Source organism: Nostoc sp. JL23 (assembly GCF_017115065.1).
GTDB lineage: Bacteria > Cyanobacteriota > Cyanobacteriia > Cyanobacteriales > Nostocaceae > Nostoc > Nostoc punctiforme_A.
Genome location: NZ_JABXKN010000132.1, coordinates 124,536 through 141,604 on the forward strand (window position 1 = coordinate 124,536; position 17,069 = coordinate 141,604).

A 17,069-nucleotide genomic window follows, 5' to 3' on the forward strand; every position below is an offset into this window, starting at 1 on the left:
AACTATATTCTTACCCAAATAAACAAAGACGCAAAGATATAACTTTGCGCCTTTGCTTTTTATCCGAAATCATTTTCAGATTTACTTGTTAGGCTGAGGAGTCATCCGCAGATAGGGTTTGATTTCCTCGTAACCTTTGGGGAATTTCTCTTTGAGTACTTCTGGATCTTTGAGTGAGGGGACAATTACAACATCCTCTCCATCTTTCCAGTCAGCTGGTGTCGCCACGCTGTAATTATCAGTCAATTGCAGAGAATCAATTACCCGCAAAATTTCATCAAAATTACGTCCCGTGCTGGGAGGATAGGTGAAACTTAGGCGGAGTTTCTTATTGGGGTCAATCACGAAAACCGATCGCACTGTCACAGTCGCATTAGCATTGGGGTGGATCATGTCGTAAAGCTCAGAAACCTTGCGATCTGCATCCGCCAAAATTGGGTAGTTAAGGGTGGTGCTTTGAGTTTCTTCAATGTCTCCCACCCACCCTTTGTGAGATTCTACGTCATCAACGCTGAGTGCGATCGCTTTGACATTGCGCTTGTCAAATTCTGGTTTTAGCTTGGCAACTGTGCCGAGTTCTGTTGTACAAACAGGTGTAAAATCAGCAGGGTGAGAGAACAGCACAACCCAGCTGTCACCTGCCCATTGGTAAAAATCGATGTCGCCGTGTGTTGAGGCTTGCGTAAAGTTAGGTACTGTGTCACCTAGACGGAGAGCCATGAGAGATTCCCTGTAGTTAGAAAGGCATATATATTCTAGTATGCCATCATGACATAAAACCCCGATTTCCCAATCGGACTTTAGCAGTTTGAAACAAAATTTTAGGTTGTCAGCGCTCTCAGATAAGTGATTAAAAGGAGGTAAAAACTATTGACTAAAATACACATACATGCTTTAGTTTATTATTTTTTCCCTATAGGTTTTTCTTTACATAGAAGATTGCAAATATCAGGGCGATAGCTGACTATAAGCTATTGCACGTCTGGCTTATTCAGTTGCAACATTTCCACATTATTGCAAAATTCCGATAATTTTTCTTCGCATCGATACAATATTATAAGAAATTTATAAGCTATGACAAATTTAATTGTCACAAAACAAGTAATGGGAATAAAAATTACAAATATATTTATTATTTTTGAATTTTGAATTAATGATGATAGTAATCCTTTTGGTTATTGGTGTTATTGTCAGCACAACTGCAAGTTTTGTTTTTGAAGTTCCTTGGTTGATGCCGATTTTAGGTACTGCTGTTCCCTATCCCATTTTCTTGTTACAAATTACGTCGTCAACAATATAAAAGTGCTTTTTGGTGGATGTTATTGTGGGGAGTGTTGCAGAGTATTGCCGTAATTGTAGCAACTGCGATGTCTACGACGGGCTACGCCTACGCACCAGAAACAGCAGCAAAAGTCATCCTTCATTCATTTGGTTGCCAGAATTTTTTGGTAGGCTTGGATCGTTTGCTTTGCGATCGCATCCCAGCTAAAATTTTCTAAGGCGTACTTTTGGGCGTTTAATCCCCGGCGTTGGCGTTCTGCGGGATTTTCCAAAGCCTCTTGTAGTAACTCTACCAGTGCTTGAACATCTGTTGCGCCTACCCAACCCGACTCGCTATCACGTATTTGTTGACAAATATGCACTTGGTCAGAAATGACTACGGGTACACCTGCAACCATCGCTTCAGCTACAGCAATTCCAAAATTTTCGTAGTAAGAAGGTAAGACAAATAAATCAGCAGCTTGTAGTAAACTAACTTTGAGTTCACCAGTGATAAAGCCTGTAATTGTAGTGTGCAATCGCAATGGTGAATTTTGAATTTGGGATATTATCTTTTGTTCGTAATCTGGATCTTGAGGATTTGTCCCAGCTAAGACAAAATGAAACTTATAACCAACCGTTAACAGCTTCTCTAGCGCCGGAATCAACAAATTTAACCCTTTTTTCGGGTCAATTCGTGACATAAACAGCACCAAAGGCACATCCTTTGGTATTTCTAGCTGACTACATACATTTTTAATAGGAGATTGACGGGGAATCACACCCAAGGGAATCACCAAATCTGGCGTAGATACTCCAAATCGTTCTGATATTTTAGCTTCTTGGTCGCTAGTAAAATGAATTGCTGCTGCACCAGCTAAATTTTGACGTTCTATAATTGCAACATAAAGCTGTTTTAATTGCTTTTTCTTCTGTAAATCAGCCGGATCGAGAGTACCCAAAGGACGGAAAATATAAGGTAGCTTTTGCTGGCGACACACAATCGCAGCAGCGCTAATTATTGGGGAGAATAGAGCATGGATATGTGCTATGTCAAACTCGTGAGCATGAAGTTTTAGCCAGTTTAGTAAATCTAGAGAAAATTTGTAGCGACGAAACGGCGCACAACGAAAGTAAATTATTTCATAACCATCTTGTTTAATTGGGCGATTTAAAGGAACATCTAGAGGTGTTTGACCATTATCGCCATTACTATCAGTTGTGAGAATTGTAACTTCCACTCCCTCTTTTACCAAAGCTGGAGTTAGCCCTAGTACCATTTGACTGGGGCCACCGTAAATTAGAGAAATTGAGGGAACAATTTGTAATACTTTCATTTTTTTGTCATTTGTCATTTGTCTTTTATCCTTCGTCATTTGTCCTTTATTATTCACTAATGACCAATGACTAATGACTAATGACCAACTCTTGATAAAACTCCAATTGCTGTTTAGCCAAAGCTTTATTTGTATATTGAATCATTGCTTTTTGATAACCTATTTCACCGAGAGTATGAGCAAAATCTGGTTTATCCATTAATTGAACTAAGCAATTAGCAAGAGCTTGAACATCACCTTCAGGAAATACTAAGCCAGCATCGCCAATTACATAGGGAATTTCCCCGGAATCAGAACCAATCACAGGAACTTGGCAAGCCATCGCTTCAATTAGCACATGACCAAATTGCTCTTTCCAGCCAGCAGAAGTTAAGGTTTTAAACTTGTAAGTTGTTTCTGAAGGTAATACTAAAGTACTCATTAAATTGATATAACTTGCAACCTCATCGTGAGGAACACTTTCGATTAAAATTAACCGTTCTTTAATATTGTTTTCTGCCACAATTTTCATTAATTCACTTTGCAACTCTCCTCGTCCCAATAACAGTAATTTCCAAGGTTTATTTTTCAATTTAATTAAGGCTTGTAAAAGCGTTAATAAACCCTTTTCTTGCACAAATCGCCCTACAAAACCTATTACAAAATCCTCTTTTTCAATGCCAAACTTAGCTGCTAACTCTGGTTGAGCTTTGGGAGTAAATAAACTTTCATCTACGCCCAGTTGCGGCATGACTTTAATTGCTCCTGTATATCCTCGTTGCCGCAAAACTTCTGCTCCATCCTGATTGCCAGAAATAATGCCGTGGCTGTGGTTGAGGTTATATTTTTCTAATAAAGAAATTGGTAGTTTCAGTTGGTAAGGAAGATTCCACCAAGTAAAAAATATATTTTTTGCCTTGAGTCCTAAGAGCTGATTTAAGACAATCATTTGAGTATAAGCTAAGGCTCTAGACCCTTGTTCCACTTGGATGATTTCGGGGCGAAATTGTTTTAACAAAGATATCAAATCAGCGCCAAAGGTAAGAAGTCCCTGATGATTTTGACTAAAATTAGAAACTGGAACTATTCTAAATTTGCCTTCATCGCGGTATTTAGTTTCAATAATTCTGTTTTGTACACCGCCTGGTTTCCAGCGCTTTGGGACTACAACTGTCACTTCAATGTCAGGTTCTAGTTGAGATAAAGCGCGTAATTTCTCACAGTTGAGGTCTACGATATAAGTGTGACTAGCAACTAAGATTTTCATCTATCCTTTGTTATTCACTAATGACTAATGACCAATGACAAATGACTAATAACTAAACTTGTTTATCCAATCGACTGTAAATTTGACCATCGTTCCATAGTGATTGGATGACAGTACCCAAGGCTTTGAAAAAACCCAAAATGTAGAAAATACCGCGAGTGGCAATTTTGATGGGGGAACCACTTTTATGGCAAGGTGGTCGTCCCAGAACGTGACAGTCAAATAAACGACCGTATAGTCGTAAAGCTTGAGTCGCAGTCAGGTTTTTCAGCCCTAGTAGGAAATGGTTGTGATAAAAGGTGAGTTGATATTTTAGCGATCGCATACTAATATCATGACAACCCCCTGTTTCTTCGCCTAAATGCACCAAATGGGCTTCTGGGTCGTACCAAATTTTATATCCGGTTTGTCGCACCCGCAAACAAAAATCTGACTCTTCGCGCACTGCACTACCGCGAAACCTCTCATCAAACCTCAGCCCATACTTAGTAAATATTTCGCGGCGAAATGACATATTACAGCCCCTAGCTGTCAGTACTTGCTGAGGTTTGGTGGTATGTACTAAATCAATATGATACCAAGCAATTCCTGGGTCCATAGCTTCGGGAGGCAGATATTCAATCTGTAAATCTCCTCCAGAATCACCTAATTTCATTCTGTCAAACACCCGTCCAGCCACAGCCCCCACCTCTGGGTTTTGCACATAATTTTTCGCATGGGCTGCTAACAATTCAGGGGTTAGCTGAACATCATCATCAATAAACAATATTATTTCACCAGATGACCGCCGCACAGCATAATTTCGCGCCCCTGGCAAACTTGCCCAATCTAAACGCAACCATTTAATTTTACCTGCATTTGCTATCTCTTCTAGGTAAGCTTGAATTTCTGGTTGGTGTTTTGCGGTTTGGTCTACAACTAAAACTTCAAAATTTGGATAGTCTTGTTTTAAGACATCCACAATGCTATCGCGTAGCGCTTCTTCCCGTCCGTAGGTCGGGATAACTACAGTAATTAATGGCCAATTATTCACAATTTTTATTAAGTAATTTTACTACTTCTACAATAATAGCCTTGTAGAAATTAATTTTCATGAAATTCAGTAAGTGGTTATTGCTTTAATTTACATGCTGTATTTTCACGGGCTCTGAAAAACCTCACTTCTATCCCTTTCTCTGACTGCGAAATTGCTTACTCATCAAGAAGTATCATCGAAAAATAAGTGTATAGCGATAATTTAGAGGTAGGTTGAGAATACTGAGGTATTTTTGACCTCAAATCATATCTTTAGCCATTTTTATTTCATTTAAATTGTTTTTAGACGTTTTTTCTTGTTTTTTTGCTGAGGGTTGGCATCTTCCTTATCTTGTTTCTCCAGTTCTGGCAACTTAAAAAGAACTCCCGCAAAAAACCAATAATAGGCCGCAACAGGATCAACATCCAGAGGATAGTAGTAAGTGTTGGTGCTAATAAATAATATAAACACCCATAAAGCGGCTCCGGAACTACGGAAATTACGGTTCTTTATGGAGCGATAGGTTTTAAAGCCCAGAATTGTTAAACTTGTTACCAAACCCAGAAATGCTAGTAATCCCAAAATTCCCACTTCATAAAGTACTTTGGGGTAGTAGGTTTCCACAAGCTTAGTTTCACCCATCACACGAGCAGAGTTTGTGGCTCGTCCTAAGCCGCTTCCCAAGGGCCCGTCTACGTTTTTCCAATTTTCTTCAAATTGCTGGATGATAAAATCTTGAGGTGGTGAAGCGTTCCAACGACTGACAAAACTCTCTGTTCTCTCTTGTACGACAGCAGGGTTAGTCACCATCGCAATTCCTAGAATGAAGGCAAGTCCCACGCCTATGGGGATAAATCGTTTCAGGTTGCCAAGTTGTCCGGTAAGCAATAGCAAAATCCCGAAGCAGATTGGTACTAAAGCTAAGGCGATTCTCTGTCCAGAGATTACAGCATCGATAAAGACTCCCACTATAGAAGCTAAACCGATGATCCGCCATATTGGCGAGGGATCGGTGAAGCCGGTGGCAAAGGTAAAAAAGGTGCTAGAAATTAAGAACCAAGCCCACTGCCAAGGAGCTACAAATGTCCCTGGTAGGCGAATAACCCCTTCTTCGGGACTATATACTAGCGCTCCACCAAAATAACACCGGGCTTCGAGTGTTGCTCTAAATAAGGCATCTCCTTCCAGACCTCTAGTGCCTTGACATACACCTGTTAGTAGTAATAGATATTGAAGAAATCCCAGCGCGCAGCAAATCAGTGTGAGGACAATCTGGAGGCGCAATAAAAATAGAAAATCCCGCTTATCGCGAATTAGATAGTAGGCACAACCAATCAGAGGGACATAGCCTAAAAATACTTTTAGTCCCAGAATGCCCATACCTAATGGTATTTCTTGGGGTGCTTTTTCTAATAGTCCCACACTCTGCGGGTTAAATTGCTGTCCACCATTGACAAACAACAGTGTTAGCAGACTGCAAGCCAAAACAATATAAAGTGGGATTCTAATGCCTTTGGGAATAATTATAGGTAGCCCCTGTTTACGGCAAGTCTGCCAAAGTCCAATTAGCGCTGGAACGTAAAAGGCATCTTTAGCTAATTGGAGTATGGGACTATTACCCAAGTAGTAGGTGACAGTACCTCCTATAGGTATGTAAATGATGAAAGCATATAGGGCTTGGCGCGGATATTTGTAGGAAAGCGACATGACTATTATCCCTAACACGCCGGGAACTGCTGCTTTAATTCCAACTAAGAAAAAAAGTAGAATGCCAACGAAGACACCGCCAAAAGTGGCGGTGGTGAGTAAGCTAGTGAGTTCTTTACGTACTTGGGCAGATTTGCGCTTTTGGGCTAACTGTTCTTTGAGGCTAAGGGTAGAAGTTTCCTTTTTAGCCTGCTTTTTCGATTTTTTAGATTTCTGAGATTTTGATTTGAATTTTGGCATAGTGGCACTGTAGCCTATCAGCCTCGCAAAATACTCCATTATATAGGACTAATATTTGATTTGATTTTAAAATACACGTAGGGGAGCCAGTGCGTTGCGCAGGTTCCCGACGCTCCATAACTCGCTAATGCTGCGCTATCCCTTGTAGCAACTGGCGTTGTGTTAGCGTCGAAACTACGGCACAATTTCAAGCTTTTGGTGCGTTACACTCAGTTAACACACCATATAAGACTATTTATGAGATTTTTTCACAAACAATTTACAAATTTGATAGTTGATAAATCTCTTTCGATTGCTGTAGCTTGTATAATTCAAATTCGTCTCTCAATGATTGATTTAATAATTTACGATTGAAAATGCTAAATCTTAATCTTTTTGAATTTTCAAAAAGATTTTCTCCTGTTGCCAAAATATAAACCGCCCCTGGAAATGGTAATGATTTAATGGATTTCCCTTTGTTCTTTAAAATATCTCTGACTTTAGCGTGGTCTATATAATATTTATAGTATCCGTAGCCACGATTATATTCTGCGGTTTCTGGCAAATCATTCAAATCATATCGAAGAATATTACAAGTTCCGCACATTTTATAAAAATTGCTTCTCTTGATATATATGTAATTACTACCTTCTTGATATTTATAACCTTTATTTATAAACCATCCATTAGAATCAGGGTGTTGTTGAACAAATTTAGCTAACTTTTCACTCACACAATCGTCAGCATCAACTGTCATAGTGTGAGTGGGAGAAAATTGACGAGCATACATCAATCCTTTTAAGATTTTACGCCCTTTATCTGTGTCTCCTTTGGCTACAGGAGTAGGCTCGTTTGGAGGGGGGAAATCAACTGTAATGTATGTAATATGAGAATGAGTGAATTCTATTTTGGGCTTTTCGTGACAAACAACAATAACGTGAAAGTTAGGTGAGGTTTGATTGCAAACTGATTTAATGCATCTTTCAAATAATTGTATAACACGCTCCCAGGAATTGGAAACTTGCGCACTTTTGAGTGGGATAACAAAAACAAGCACTGTATTTTATCAGAACAAACAGCTAAGAATCTCGAAGCAAATAATAACACGTTAAGACTTACGCCAAGACTAAATGTCATGATGAAGTGGCAAAAGCTGTCGTGTTTCTGGCTTAAGACGACAGCTGTTTTAGTACTGGCATCGAATTGTTTGCCGATGGCGGTGTGGCACTAATCTAATCACTTTTGGTCAGGGTAACTCCATAAAGCCAGCCCGCACTCAGCCACAGTAACAGAAGCCAATTACCCGATTTCACGCAATTCGAGTTACTTGCTGATTCACACGGGGACGGCCAAAGCGCTCCCAAGCACTCCCTCCTCGCAAAAATAGCTCTAAAAAGCGTAATGGTTCCCCAGAATCGCCTCTTGACCAACCGGAACTACCAGGAGCAAAGGCTAAAGTTCCTTCAGATACCTTGAAACTACCATCAGAATACACTGCATCACTGACCACATCTCCAATTCGGATCACGATCTTGGTTTGAGGCTCCAAGTTAAGTGTATGCGCCCCAATAGTTGTTTTTATGTTGCCGTAGCCATCAATCCAGGCAATGCGATCTGGTGGAACATCTGGGATTTGCTCACTGTTGAGGCTATCTCCCAGAAGGCTCAAATCTTCATTCATAATGGCAGCCGCAGCCGGAGGAAATACATCCCGTGAGCGAAACTGCGAGCCACCACGAGAAACGTTGATCGATCGCAACTCCTTTGTATAGTCTTTGATAAAGGAGAGGGTGTAGCCCGCATTTACACCCACTACTTTTACACCATTGGATAGAAGGGCATAAGTTAGCCCTTCACCTTCATTGTCTCGACGGGCTTCAGGATCATCCTGACGAGGCGCACAGTTGTGATAAATTAGGCGATCGCTAGGGCCTGGATTAAGTCCTAGTTGGGCAATCCAGAATCCCGTTGCTAAGGTACTGAATGCTGGAACCGAAAGCAAATGAATTTGGGCATGGGGAAAAGTCATCAGCAGACGTTGTGTGACTTCAGTAAATGCCGGATCTCCTGTACCGTAGTCTGCAATGACGCAGATAAACATTCTGCTCCTCCTTTTGATGGGTAGTAATTTGCAATCAACCTAATTCATAATTAGTAATTATGAATTATTCCGTCATGATGTGATTACAGGGTGAAATGAAAAAACGAGTGTTAATTTCACTCCTAATTAATAACGTTAAAGTCTTAGTCAACGCAATGAAAACAATCACTTCACTTTTTAGCGAAGAACGCAACCAACTCCAGACAGATATTGATAATACAATCGGCATTGAGCAAATAGTTAAACTGGTTCAAAACCGGCTCGATAATCTCGAAAGAATTTACATTGAAAAGCTTAATTTAGCTCAAGTTCGTCTGGCTTCCTTTTTCCTGGATACGCTGCGGCAGTCTATCGCTACTCTGGCTGCGGCTAACTATCTTCAAGTTGCTCCAACCGAACAAAGGCAAATTACTAATACAGGGACAAAGTTGTTTAGCAGCAGATTCATCCTAAAACTGCTAAAGGGAATAATTTATATAGGCATCTTAGGTTCGTTGTTTTCCTTAACTAAAACTACCCCAGGTGCGTGGATGGCTATCTTATTAACCTCTCTACTTATCGGACTAGAAATTGTACTTCAACTCGAATCAAACAACCAGCAAAATAATTCTATATCTGAAGGAGTATTAAAATTACCTCAACCAATTCTTCGGGTTGATAGCAAAGTATTTCTAGATCACCTTGGCGATGCTCTCAACACTATCGACCTAGCAGTGGCTAGATTAGAAGAATCAAATAAACATGAAGGCGACATAGCAATAGAAGAACTGCCAGAGTTATTGAATTTTCTCCAAAGACTAATGGGCGCATCCAAACTTGATAAACCCCAAATGGCTTATGAACTGGCGAAACTTCTACCACAGATTTTAATGTCTCAGGGAATTAACGCTCAAATTTACCGATCGAATAGCGATCGCGAGTATTTTGACTTTGAGCCAAGTATCGACCCCGATACCAAAGAACACGTGACTCTAACGCCGGCTTTGTTGAAAGGCGATCGCTTAATTCGGCGCGGTAGGGTAATTGAGCCAGCGTATTCTTCTTCTAGAGAATAATAGACAATAAGGGTATGGAAATTTTAGAAACAATCGGTTTTGATTTAGGACACGGTGAAACGGCTGTAGCCAAAGCTGTAGTGGAAAGCATCGAACCTCCCCAGATGTTGGAGATTAATAACAAGAAGAACCAAATTACAGCCCTTGGCTGGCATCCCAAACTCGGTTATCTTGTCGGCGAACAAGCATTAATTCAAGCTGGCGTTACCCAACTGACAATCTCTTTCAAGCAAAAACCCAACAACGATCCCAAATATCGGGAAACAATTAGCACTTTTGTAGCAACCTACTACCGCCTTTTGAAAGAAAGTAAACAACTTGAAGGTGGGGAAGGTAGCTATTTTTACATTGGTTGTCCATCAGGATGGACAATTAGCGATCGCACCGAATACCAAAAGCTACTTCAAGAAGCTGGCATTTCTCAACTCAATGTCGTACCCGAATCGCGGGCTGCTTTCATGCAAGCCAAAGAAGCCGGGAAGTTGGAGTATGACAAACTTGTTGGATCGGTGCTAATTGTCGATATTGGTTCTTCAACCACAGATTTTACTTTGGTTAAAAGCTTAGAAGAAATCCCGATAGATTTCGGGAGTAATACTTTAGGTGCATCTCTAATTGACAAAGCTATTTTTGCCCGGACTCTCGCCAACCACGAACAAAAAGCATTACTCGAAAAAGTATTTCAGGAATATCCCCATCACCAAGCTCGTTGTGAACTTGCTTGCCGCAAAGCTAAAGAAGATTACTTTTCTAATGAACAGCTATACAGCGATCCTGAATCCTTTGCGCGTGGCTTCGAGTCGATCAACGAACAGATTTATTTTATTCCCCAAGTGAATAAATTGATGATAGAGGAAATCTTAAACCAACCCTTACCTGAACTGGAGCATCATAGTTGGATTAAATCATTTCGCAACTCTTTAACCGAGGCGAAAGAAAAGCTAGAAAAACTTGGAATCGTGCCGAAACTTTTGTTGATGACTGGCGGTGCATCTCGCATGAAGTTCACGCACGTTCTTTGTCAGGAAATGTTTCCCGAACCAGAAACCCTGCTTCGCCCCGATCCTGAACCGGAACGCTGCATTGCAATGGGTTTAGCACGAGTCGGACGATGGGATTTGCGTGCTGCTGCTTTTAAAGAAGAAGTCAACAAACTATTTAGCTCGAATAAGCTCAAAGGTTTGATTGAAAGGCATATTCCAGAGTTAATCGAATCATTAACTAAGCCTTTGGCAGATGGCTTGATTGTCAATGCAGTTAAACCAGGTTTAAAAGATTGGCAAAAAAACAAAATACGGACTTTAGCCGATTTAGAAACATCTTTGATTGGTCGGGCAGAACAGTGGCTCAAAAGCGAACGCGCCGTGCAGATAATTAATCATCAATCCGCTTCTTGGTTTAGCAATAAAATCCAACCAGATTTAGCCGCACAAACCGATCCAATCTGTCGAAAGTTTCAGATACCTAGAAGCAGCTTACGGTTCGAGGATAGCATTGACCCAAATTTTGTTAACCCAGAGTTACAAATTGGAGATGCTATCTTGGCTGAGACAGTAGCGTTTATCGTCAATGTAGTAATTGGTGGAGGCGCTGTGGCTAGCATTATCACTCTAATACTAACTGGACATTTAACCTGGCCAATTGCATTAGTATATGGGGCTTCGGTGATGGCGGCAGGAATGGAGCTAAATCGTAAGAGTGTTCAAGAAGTAATTAAGACAAATGTGGATGTACCTAGTTGGATTCGTTCTAGTTTTTTGAACGACAAAAAAATTGAGGATATATGTGAGCAAATAAAACCTGAGTTAGAGAAAGTTCTTCAAGAGCAACTGACAGCAAATCAAGAGGCTTTTGACAAACTGATTGTCAAAGTTGAGCAAGAACTTCAAAATAGCCTTTCCACCAAGGTTCAATCTTGCATAATTCTAATCCAATAGCGGTAGTTAGTGAGCGAAAACAATAACAATTATTCTAAACTTTCTGCTTACCAGTGAATTAAATATGTAAGCTGCTCAAAAGCCAATGATTAAAATCATAGTTTTCTTTCTTATGATTGGGCTGATTATCACTGGGATTTTACTCAATCCGAATGTAGTAAAAAGGCGAAGGAACCGTCTCAAACATCGTCCTTTTCACCCACTTTGGAATGCGATCATTGAGAATAATCTTCCCATTTATCTGTGTCTTTCTCCCGATGAAATCAGACGACTTCAGGGACATATTCAAGTGTTCTTAGCAGAAAAGCAATTTATTGGCTGTAGAGGATTACAGGTGACAGAGGAAATGAAAGTTACTCTTGCTGCGATCGCCTGTTTACTTCTATTAAATGAACGTGGGCAGTACTTCCCCAGGCTTCGTTCAATTCTGGTGTATCCCAATGCTTATTTTGTTCAGGAAACAACTTCCATCGGAAAATATGTTGTTGAAGAAAGGCGTGTAGCAAGACTAGGTGAATCGTGGACAAATGACCAATTAGTTCTGTCTTGGGAACAGGTGAAACAAGACACTGATAACTGGAAAGATGGACGTAACGTTGTGCTTCATGAATTCGCCCATCAATTGGATCAAGAAGATGGTAAAGCTGAAGGAGTTCCGGTACTGCAACACAACTCAGACTATGCTATTTGGGCGAAGGTGATGACAGAAGCATATCAGCAACTTTGTAATGATGTTCTACAAGGTGCAAAGACGGTAATGGATAGCTATGGCGCAACGAATCCCGCAGAATTTTTCGCCGTAGCGACTGAGACATTCTTTGAGAAACCGCACCAATTGCTGTCTAAGCATCCGGCACTTTATGAGCAACTGCAACGTTACTATCAATTAGATCCTGTGCAATGGGCTTAAACTACGACCATGAGCTACTAAATATAACCTCTGCTTCAGATTGCATGAGTCGGAATAGTAATAAAAACATAAATCTTTGAATTATGCATAAAAAAGAAGTTTAAAAACCTTGAATTACTAGATTTAAGTTCAAAATATTGAAGTGGAGTTAGGCAATATACTAATTTTGATCGCTGATACAAGCTTGCCCAGCCGAGTGGTAAAGTTAGACAACGCCATTTCAACTATTTGATTCAGCCCCAAGGGATTGTATGACCTCAAATAACAAAATAATAGCGGTGCTGTGCCGAGTGCTGGAGAAAGCGTAGAAGCTGGGGCAGATGTCCGCTGTAATTAGAACCATAACTTTTCCGCTAGCGAAAGCTTATGCTTCCAGTTACAATTCACCAACGCCTAGATTTTTATGTAAGCCTCATCAGCATTTTCGCAATTCGCTCACTGTAGGTGAGGGCGGGGACAGGATTCCCCTTCTCTCTGTGCGCGAACCACCAGCCGGAATGCTTATGCAAGAACCATCTACTGCAAAAGCCCATATCATACGAAAACGTTGTGTTCCACTGCAATTATTCGTAGCTGTGGCTACTATTTTATCAGGAGCCAGTCGTATTACCTGTTTCGACTGTCTAAGGTTAACACAAGATGGCGCCGTTGCAGCTTGCACATTATTTGGCCACGATGCAACAGCAAAAAGAACAGCAGGAATCAGCGTTATCAGCTTCTTTAATTGACTTGTATTTGCGATTGACATGATCTTCTCCATCAAAGTTGTGAGATTGAAACGAATGGCGCTAGAGTGTGTCTACAACGTACAAAATAAATGATCTTATGCTTGTGAATATTATCTCAAGGGTACGTCTTTCTTTTCCAGCAAGCTATTAGTTCTCGTAATAAATATTCACAAAATTGACTTTGCAGACACGCCCTAGCTTTAGTAAAGTGTAGGTTTAGTTATAGTTTTATTTCACCTAATTTTATTAGGTAGAACTAAGCCGTCAATGCCTAATCTACTTAATTCAAATTTTATAGGAATTAATCTAGAAAATCAAGATTATACAGCTTGTTTCTAAAATATAACTACAGGAATTATGTTTTGATTATATTAATTTTTGAAACGTCTAAGAGCATTGGTAATGCTGAATAGTAATACACGGCGATCGCTCTTAACCTTCAACTTAATAACTGTGTCATTGACTTTCGAATGAGTGACTTCCGCCTTGCGGTACTAGAAGTTTTTCATCGCCAGAATCTTCAAAGCTACTGCTTCAGGGACAGGCATCACTGATAACCGATTTCCTTGTCTCACCAACATTAACTCTTCGGCGCTAAACTTCTCTTTGAGTATTGATAGCAAGATGGGGTTAGAAAAAGTCTCAACAAATTCCACTACAACTGTTTGCCAGCGAGGTGATTCGGAACTCGATTTTGGGTCGTAGTATTTACTTTCTGGCTCAAACTGGGTCGGGTCAGCAATATCTTTTTTCACTACACGCATTAACCCAGCAATACCGGGAGGATTAGTACTGGAGTGGTAGAAAAAAGCTAAGTCTCCTTCATTCATTTGGCGCAAAAAGTTGCGAGCTTGATAATTGCGAACGCCGTCCCAGATAGTCTCTTTCTGCTGTTGGAGATCAGCAATACTATAGGCTTCTGGTTCTGATTTCATTAACCAATAATTCATCTACACAAATTATCTATATACAAAAGTATTTTAATTTTGAGCAGGTAAGTAAGTTCGTAGTAAGGACTAAAGTCCTTATTTTCTAAGCACTTTAGTGCTTACTACAAACCTTCTTGCACTAGCTTAGACATTGTACTAGTGAATATTGGACTTAACTGCGGTAAGCTATAACGGCATAAAACGGATCTCCTCCAGCTGCACCCAACCACTGTAATAAATTCGGTAATGTTGATTTATGAACTATAACTTCTGCGGTTGTAAATCCTGGAACTGAGGCAAAGTAAGCTTTGACTAATTCTACCCGCTGTGCTTCTGAAGCCTCTCGCCAAGCTTGAATCGCCTTTTCAAAAAACATTCGGTTAGAAAAGCTGATAATTGCAACACCACCGGGTTTCAAGATGCGGTAAATCTCGGAAAATACTGCTTCTGGATATTGCATATATTGCACAGATACGCAATTGAGAACAGCATCAAAATCTCCATCTGGTAAAGGTAGCTGCGGATTTTCGTTAAGATTTTGCACAAAGTAATGATTTAAGCGGGAATTTCGTGCTAATTCCTCAGCGTTGAGTCCGTGTCCCTCCACATGGTCAAACTCCATCTCTTCTGGCAGATGAGACACCCAACTGCTCATCATATCAAAAATGCGGGTATTGGGTTTCAGGCGATCGCGGTATAAATCCGTTAGCTGTTGAATAAATCCTTCATCGACATGGGTGACGAAGCGAGGATAGGCGTAGAACAGCTTATCGTCTGTGTCATCTAATTTCAGGCGTTGATTCGGTCTTAACTGCATAAATCTCTGTTTTGGAGAACTTTTTCCGCAAGATGTGGCAATTTCAAGTATTTTTCAACAATCACTATGTAACATATTTTAATAACAACAGGATACTTAAACGAGTCTAAATAGCAGCATTCAATTTTATCAATTCAATGTTTCATAAACTACACTTTTTGCAGCACATTTGGCGACAAATCCGCCTGGTAGGATCGTTACCCTATTTAAGTTTGTTCCTTTGGATGTTACCCTTATTACTATTTACTTCTGGGCACAATAGTCTGATGGCACATGATGAAGGGCTTTACGCTTCGCGTGCGCGTCTGATGTTTGATTCTGGTAATTGGATAGCTCCTTGGGAAAAGGCACATCATAAAACACCTGGCCCTTATTGGTTAATTGCCAGTTTCTACAAGTTGTTTGGTATCAGTGATACTAGTGCACGTCTTCCTAGTATGATTGCCAGCATTTTTAGCTTATGGCTGGTGTATGAAATTGGCAAAATTATGCTAGGCAAAAAATTAGCCTGGCTAGCTACTACAATTTTAAGTGTGGAATTTCTCTGGCTGCAATACTCTCGCTTAAGTACGCCTGATGTACCGATGATTTTCTTGGTACTCTTAGCTATTTTTTCTTTACTAAAAATAGAATTACATCCTAAATATCACTATTTTTGGAGTTTTCTCGCTGGTTTAAGTTTAGGTTTAGGCTTCTTAGTCAGAAGCTTTATGATTTTTTTACCAATTATCGCTTTATTACCTTATTTAATTTGGGAACATCACCGTCATCGTCATCTGAGTAACCCAATTTTATATCTAGGCTTTTTCGTAGGTTTAATACCCACCTGTGTTTGGCTGTGGTTAAGCTGGCTGCACTATGGAAATCAGAGTTTTGAGGAGTTGCTCAAGTTTGTTGTGCAACTAGGTTCTGAAGATCGCAATCATAATGGGCCACTATTCTATTTATGGAATATTCCTTTAAAAGCATTTCCTTGGGCTTTTTTTGGAGTTTTAGGTTTGTTTTTAACTCTCCGCCGCCCCATTTTTCGTTACCAGTTAATATTAGTTGGCTTTCCACTTGTTTTATTTGTAGAACTTACTATTTTTAGCACTCGTTTATCTCACTATAGTCTTTGTCTTTATCCGTTTATAGCTTTTTTGGCATCTGTGGGTTTAAGCTGGTTAGCCAATATTTACCAGACAGGAATTCCCCCACAATTCCCTCTTAAAAAAAGTCAAAAGAAGATATTAAACCTTTTTGCAAGGAAGAATCTTCCTCGAAATCTCAGTTATGGCTTTGGTGGATTAGGTGTTTTACTTGTAATAGCAAGTATTGTCGTTATTAGTTGCGGTGGTTCTGACATTCGTAAGGAAGCAACTATTGGCTTGGCTATGGGGTTGGGTTGGTTAATTTTACCTGTGGTGTGGATTAGTCGTTACCACTTTGGCAAGAAGTTTCTCACAGCACGTTACTGGATTGCAGGATGGTTAATTCCCTGTTGGCTAACTTTGGCGACGACAGGTAGTATTGGTCTGTTAAGTGACTATAACCCTGTTTTAAGAACTTTTTTACAACAAAGTGCGATCGCTTTAATTCTCCAATCTCATCCTATCTACCTTGTGCAAATAGACCAGAAAATCCAAGTACTGCTTAATTTCTATCTTGCTATTCGCCCCCAAGCAGTAGTCTCTATTTCCCAAGTACCAGCTTTGAGCTATGCTTTGATCTATACTGACCAGTCCCCTAAATTATCTCGGGCTTACCACGTTCTTGGTACAGTAAAAGAGTACCAACTGATTCAAGTTCTTCCCTAAGACAGATGCAAA

The 17,069-nt window shown here is 40.1% G+C and carries 15 protein-coding genes; 6 read left to right on the plus strand and 9 right to left on the minus strand.

Annotation, left to right across the window (positions count from 1 at the left end; genetic code table 11):
• Positions 1-81: 81 nt before the first annotated feature.
• On the minus strand, positions 82-720 hold the full coding sequence (locus HWQ42_RS28345) for a peroxiredoxin (RefSeq protein WP_114085723.1): 639 nt from the start codon (positions 718-720) through the stop codon (positions 82-84).
• A 433-nt stretch (positions 721-1,153) separates the two neighbouring features.
• Here HWQ42_RS28345 and HWQ42_RS28350 point away from each other — a divergent pair, with 433 nt between their 5' ends.
• Positions 1,154-1,300, plus strand: a complete 147-nt coding sequence (locus tag HWQ42_RS28350; protein WP_292817753.1) for a hypothetical protein — start codon at positions 1,154-1,156, stop codon at positions 1,298-1,300.
• 124 nt (positions 1,301-1,424) lie between these two features.
• Here the strand turns inward: HWQ42_RS28350 and hpsP are convergent, their stop codons facing one another.
• The 6 genes from hpsP to HWQ42_RS28380 form a co-directional block, all read right to left on the minus strand.
• Positions 1,425-2,597: a hormogonium polysaccharide biosynthesis glycosyltransferase HpsP gene (hpsP, locus tag HWQ42_RS28355; protein ID WP_292817835.1), complete on the minus strand. Its 1,173-nt coding sequence runs from the start codon at positions 2,595-2,597 to the stop codon at positions 1,425-1,427.
• A 70-nt stretch (positions 2,598-2,667) separates the two neighbouring features.
• Entirely contained in the window at positions 2,668-3,843 is a 1,176-nt protein-coding gene (hpsO, locus tag HWQ42_RS28360) for a hormogonium polysaccharide biosynthesis glycosyltransferase HpsO (protein ID WP_292817755.1), read from the minus strand.
• 52 nt (positions 3,844-3,895) lie between these two features.
• On the minus strand, positions 3,896-4,876 hold the full coding sequence (gene hpsN, locus HWQ42_RS28365) for a hormogonium polysaccharide biosynthesis glycosyltransferase HpsN (protein ID WP_292817757.1): 981 nt from the start codon (positions 4,874-4,876) through the stop codon (positions 3,896-3,898).
• Positions 4,877-5,149: 273 nt separating this feature from the next.
• On the minus strand, positions 5,150-6,805 hold the full coding sequence (hpsL, locus tag HWQ42_RS28370) for a hormogonium polysaccharide biosynthesis protein HpsL (protein ID WP_292737001.1): 1,656 nt from the start codon (positions 6,803-6,805) through the stop codon (positions 5,150-5,152).
• Between the two features lie 259 nt (positions 6,806-7,064).
• On the minus strand, positions 7,065-7,841 hold the full coding sequence (locus HWQ42_RS28375) for a glycosyltransferase family A protein (RefSeq protein WP_292817759.1): 777 nt from the start codon (positions 7,839-7,841) through the stop codon (positions 7,065-7,067).
• Positions 7,842-8,093: 252 nt separating this feature from the next.
• Positions 8,094-8,885, minus strand: a complete 792-nt coding sequence (locus HWQ42_RS28380; RefSeq protein WP_292817761.1) for an S-adenosyl-l-methionine hydroxide adenosyltransferase family protein — start codon at positions 8,883-8,885, stop codon at positions 8,094-8,096.
• Positions 8,886-9,040: 155 nt separating this feature from the next.
• Here HWQ42_RS28380 and HWQ42_RS28385 point away from each other — a divergent pair, with 155 nt between their 5' ends.
• The 4 genes from HWQ42_RS28385 (at position 9,041) to HWQ42_RS28400 (ending at position 13,515) form a co-directional block, all read left to right on the plus strand.
• A complete protein-coding gene (locus HWQ42_RS28385; protein ID WP_292736995.1) occupies positions 9,041-9,940 on the plus strand; it encodes a hypothetical protein in 900 nt (299 codons plus the stop codon).
• A gap of 14 nt (positions 9,941-9,954) precedes the next feature.
• A complete protein-coding gene (locus HWQ42_RS28390) occupies positions 9,955-11,877 on the plus strand; it encodes an Hsp70 family protein (protein WP_292817763.1) in 1,923 nt (640 codons plus the stop codon).
• Between the two features lie 85 nt (positions 11,878-11,962).
• Entirely contained in the window at positions 11,963-12,787 is an 825-nt protein-coding gene (locus HWQ42_RS28395) for a M90 family metallopeptidase (protein ID WP_292817765.1), read from the plus strand.
• A gap of 320 nt (positions 12,788-13,107) precedes the next feature.
• A complete protein-coding gene (locus tag HWQ42_RS28400; protein ID WP_292817767.1) occupies positions 13,108-13,515 on the plus strand; it encodes a hypothetical protein in 408 nt (135 codons plus the stop codon).
• Positions 13,516-14,009: 494 nt separating this feature from the next.
• On the opposite strand, the gene HWQ42_RS28405 is transcribed toward HWQ42_RS28400, so the two are convergent.
• The gene (locus tag HWQ42_RS28405; protein WP_292817769.1) at positions 14,010-14,465 is read right to left on the minus strand and encodes an EVE domain-containing protein; all 456 of its coding nucleotides are present in this window, start codon (positions 14,463-14,465) and stop codon (positions 14,010-14,012) included.
• Positions 14,466-14,616: 151 nt separating this feature from the next.
• Positions 14,617-15,261 (minus strand): class I SAM-dependent methyltransferase, encoded by a 645-nt coding sequence (locus HWQ42_RS28410; RefSeq protein ID WP_292736986.1) that lies wholly within the window; start codon positions 15,259-15,261, stop codon positions 14,617-14,619.
• Positions 15,262-15,398: 137 nt separating this feature from the next.
• On the opposite strand from HWQ42_RS28410, the gene HWQ42_RS28415 reads away from it, so the two are divergent.
• Positions 15,399-17,057, plus strand: a complete 1,659-nt coding sequence (locus HWQ42_RS28415; protein ID WP_292817772.1) for a glycosyltransferase family 39 protein — start codon at positions 15,399-15,401, stop codon at positions 17,055-17,057.
• The last annotated feature ends 12 nt before the right edge of the window (positions 17,058-17,069 follow it).

Bases quoted from the DNA above. Each gene is read 5' to 3' on its own strand.
- hpsP (WP_292817835.1), bottom strand. From the start codon at position 2,597: ATGAAAGTATTACAAATTGTTCCCTCAATTTCTCTAATTTACGGTGGC.
- HWQ42_RS28395 (WP_292817765.1), top strand. From the start codon at position 11,963: ATGATTAAAATCATAGTTTTCTTTCTTATGATTGGGCTGATTATCACT.
- HWQ42_RS28350 (WP_292817753.1), top strand. From the start codon at position 1,154: ATGATGATAGTAATCCTTTTGGTTATTGGTGTTATTGTCAGCACAACT.
- HWQ42_RS28380 (WP_292817761.1), bottom strand. From the start codon at position 8,885: ATGTTTATCTGCGTCATTGCAGACTACGGTACAGGAGATCCGGCATTT.
- hpsL (WP_292737001.1), bottom strand. From the start codon at position 6,805: ATGCCAAAATTCAAATCAAAATCTCAGAAATCTAAAAAATCGAAAAAG.
- HWQ42_RS28345 (WP_114085723.1), bottom strand. From the start codon at position 720: ATGGCTCTCCGTCTAGGTGACACAGTACCTAACTTTACGCAAGCCTCA.
- HWQ42_RS28385 (WP_292736995.1), top strand. From the start codon at position 9,041: ATGAAAACAATCACTTCACTTTTTAGCGAAGAACGCAACCAACTCCAG.
- HWQ42_RS28410 (WP_292736986.1), bottom strand. From the start codon at position 15,261: ATGCAGTTAAGACCGAATCAACGCCTGAAATTAGATGACACAGACGAT.
- HWQ42_RS28400 (WP_292817767.1), top strand. From the start codon at position 13,108: ATGTCCGCTGTAATTAGAACCATAACTTTTCCGCTAGCGAAAGCTTAT.
- HWQ42_RS28390 (WP_292817763.1), top strand. From the start codon at position 9,955: ATGGAAATTTTAGAAACAATCGGTTTTGATTTAGGACACGGTGAAACG.
- HWQ42_RS28415 (WP_292817772.1), top strand. From the start codon at position 15,399: ATGTTTCATAAACTACACTTTTTGCAGCACATTTGGCGACAAATCCGC.
- HWQ42_RS28405 (WP_292817769.1), bottom strand. From the start codon at position 14,465: ATGAATTATTGGTTAATGAAATCAGAACCAGAAGCCTATAGTATTGCT.
- hpsO (WP_292817755.1), bottom strand. From the start codon at position 3,843: ATGAAAATCTTAGTTGCTAGTCACACTTATATCGTAGACCTCAACTGT.